This is a genomic window from Paenibacillus forsythiae T98 (assembly GCF_000520735.1).
Taxonomy (GTDB): Bacteria; Bacillota; Bacilli; order Paenibacillales; family Paenibacillaceae; genus Paenibacillus_AQ; species Paenibacillus_AQ forsythiae.
This window is the reverse complement of sequence record NZ_ASSC01000002.1, coordinates 1-2,935: the sequence shown is the minus strand read 5'-3', so window position 1 is coordinate 2,935 and position 2,935 is coordinate 1. Positions and strand designations below refer to the sequence as shown.

Annotated in this window: 3 protein-coding genes; all 3 read right to left on the bottom strand. The window is 55.9% G+C overall.

The window, feature by feature from the left end:
- Nucleotides 1-261 precede the first annotated feature (261 nt).
- The gene (locus tag L692_RS0100020) at nt 262-819 is read right to left on the bottom strand and encodes an outer spore coat protein CotE (RefSeq protein ID WP_025696039.1); all 558 of its coding nucleotides are present in this window, start codon (nt 817-819) and stop codon (nt 262-264) included.
- A 233-nt stretch (nt 820-1,052) separates the two neighbouring features.
- Complete coding sequence (locus L692_RS0100015) at nt 1,053-2,042, bottom strand: aromatic acid exporter family protein (RefSeq protein ID WP_025696037.1); 990 nt, start codon at nt 2,040-2,042, stop codon at nt 1,053-1,055.
- A 140-nt stretch (nt 2,043-2,182) separates the two neighbouring features.
- The coding region (locus tag L692_RS0100010) for an ABC transporter permease (RefSeq protein ID WP_025696035.1) at nt 2,183-2,935 on the bottom strand (753 nt) is incomplete at its 5' end.

Below are 2,935 nucleotides of genomic sequence, written 5' to 3'. Positions count from 1 at the left end.
CGGCAGGCCGCCGGCTGCGCCAGACCGGGTTCCCCCTCCGTCCCCGGAGGCAAAAGAAGCCGCAATCCCGCTGCGCCGAAGCCGCCGCTCCCTGCCCTCGGGCGTCAAAGCATGATATACACCGGACTCATCGTTCATATTCAACCTCCCGCTGCGCTCCCTTCAAAAAAAAGCAAAAAAAGGAGGGCATCCGCCCTCTACGCCGCCGCCCCCGGCACATATAATGGAACATATCCGCTTTTTTGCGGCGGCGCATCGCCCTTACAGCTCATCATCCAGCGCGTCGGGGTCGAGATCCTCATAATCGAAGCCTTCGGCTTCAAAGTCGTAATCCTTGTCTTCAGGATCGCTGTCCCGGTCGCTGACATAGATGCGAAGCTTGGTTTCTGCCACCAGCTCGGCCTCGAATTCGCGCTCGACCCGGATCGTTACGCTGCCTCCGCCCGGAGCTACCCCCGCTTCCACACAGTTGGGTTCCTGCGTTGCCTCCGCAGAGACCTCTACGGTCGAAGCCCGGTGCTTCGGGTCGAGGTAAGAGAGCGAAATCGGCTCCACATAGGAAACCGTCTCTTTCGCCACCTCGGTCTGCTTGTTCTTGTCGTACGAGTACCAGATGTTGATATCGTAAGTGCCGATTACCTCGATTCCGTTCCCGGCGGCAACCGCTTCGTATTGGTGGTTGATGATCCAAGCCCCCAGAATACTAGTCGGATGATGTGGCGGAGTCACGGTATGGGTTACGGTGGAGAACTTACGACCCTTGCCGCAAATTGCTTTCGTAATGATCTCCCTTGTTTGGCGTTTATGGCCTAATGACATCTTTGAACCTCCTCCATACAATCATTCACTATCAAGTGTATGCAGGGCAAAGGCCCAGAGTGACAACTATTTTTGGATAAGTTGACGATTTTGATAAATGAGCGCAGACTCCCGTTTTCGGCGTTTTTCCCGTGTTTTGCGCCAAAACAAGAGACGGCCGCCTCCCATAAAGGGAAGCAAAGCCGTCTCTTTCGTTTTTTCAGAAAATAGAAAATAAAGGATAAAGAAAGGCGCTAACGTCTTCCGGCCGCCGAAGTCTGGCGAAGCATCTGCTGCCCGACGATCGGCGCCTTGTACTGCTTGGCTATCTTGAGATACAGCGTCAGCTCCCGGCAGAGCTGGAGAATGGCCGAGCGGACTTCAAATTCCACACGCGTCGACGGCAGCCTCATTCCCTGGAACTCCTGCTCCAGCGAGTTCAGCAGCTTCTCCGTTCTGCCCGTGTACTGTTCATTCAGCACGTCGTTGCTCAATTGCTCGAACAATTCGGCGACCATTTCGCCATGCGGCAAATGATGATATACCTGGGAGAGCAGCTGGATCATATTCTGAATCGATTCAAGCTGCTCCTTGCGCATGTAAAAATAGACGTTCCACGCCTCATCCGGATGAATGACACGGTTCTCCATCTCCCTGGCCGCGGCCGTCAGGCCGCGCTGAACCGCGCTGCCCGCCTGGATCAGCTCCTTGCCGTCCCATATGTACTGCGGATCATGCAGCGTGCTCGAAATTTGCTTGAAAATAATCGAGAACAGCCCGTCCACCTCTCTGCGTATCCCGTACATCATTTCATCGCTCTTTGGCATGTAGATCAGATTGACGAGTCCGGCCGACCCGAGTCCAATCGCCAGCAGCTCCACCTGCTGGATCAGCACCTCCAGGCTCAGCTCGGCTTGTCCAAACACGCGAAAGACGATGACGGAGCTTGTGACAATCCCTTCCCTGAAGCCTGCGCGTACGATCAGCGGAAAGCTGAACAGAACAAAGAGTCCCAGCACCCAGTAATGAAAACCGAGCAGCCAGAACAGCGCCCAGCCAACCAACAGACCGACCAGTGAGGCGAAAAAACGAGCCGTGATCGTCCGCACGCTTCTTTTCCGGGTAACCTCAACCCCGAGAATGGCCAGCAGCCCGGCGCCCTGAGCATTTGGAATGCCTACAGCCGCAGCCAGCAAAACAGACAGCAGCGTCGCCGCCGCCGTCTTCACTACGCGAAACCCCATGAAATTCCCCCGCTTTAACTATTTTGCTCCGAAGCCCAGGCGCATGTGGCTCAGCCGCACCTGGCTCGAATACTTCAGCTTGCCGATACGTTTCATGGTACTTGATTTTCTGAAAACGCACAACACTTTCAAGGGGCGCGTCACCGCCGGGACAAGAGCGCCTTCTCCATGTATACGACCAGCTGGTACATGGCGGTGGCGACAAAAGCGATAATCAACAGGCTGGACATGACAAGCGTGAAATTAAAGACCTGGAACCCGTATATGATGAGATAGCCGAGTCCGGATTTCGCGACCAGAAACTCGCCGACAATGACGCCCACCCAGGACATGCCGACATTCACCTTCAGCGTGGAGACGATGGCCGGGAACGAGGACGGAAGGATGACCTTGAAAAATACCTGTGTCCGGTTCGCCCCGAACGACCTGACCACCTTGACCAGATTGGGGTCAACCCCGCAAAAGCTGTTGTACACGACCAGCGTCGTGACAATAATCGTAATGGACAGCGTCGTGACCACGATCGCCGTGAATCCGGCGCCGAACATGACAATAAAGATCGGGCCGAGCGCCACCTTCGGCATGCTGTTGAACACAACCATGTAAGGATCAAGCACCGCCGACAAAAAGGGCGACCACCAGATCGCAACAGCCAGCAGTGTGCCGAGAAGCGTGCCAAGCACAAATCCGGCGGCAGTCTCCCCTACGGTAACGCCCAAATGCTGCCACAGACTGCCGTCAGCCATATTGGTATAGATCTGCCAAAACACTTTGGACGGATAGCTGAACAGCAGCCGGTCGATCCAGCCCAGTCTGGCGGCGGCCTCCCACAGCGCGAACATCAGCACGAGAAGGATGCCCTGGACGGCGAGCACAGCCCTTCCCCGGAGCCG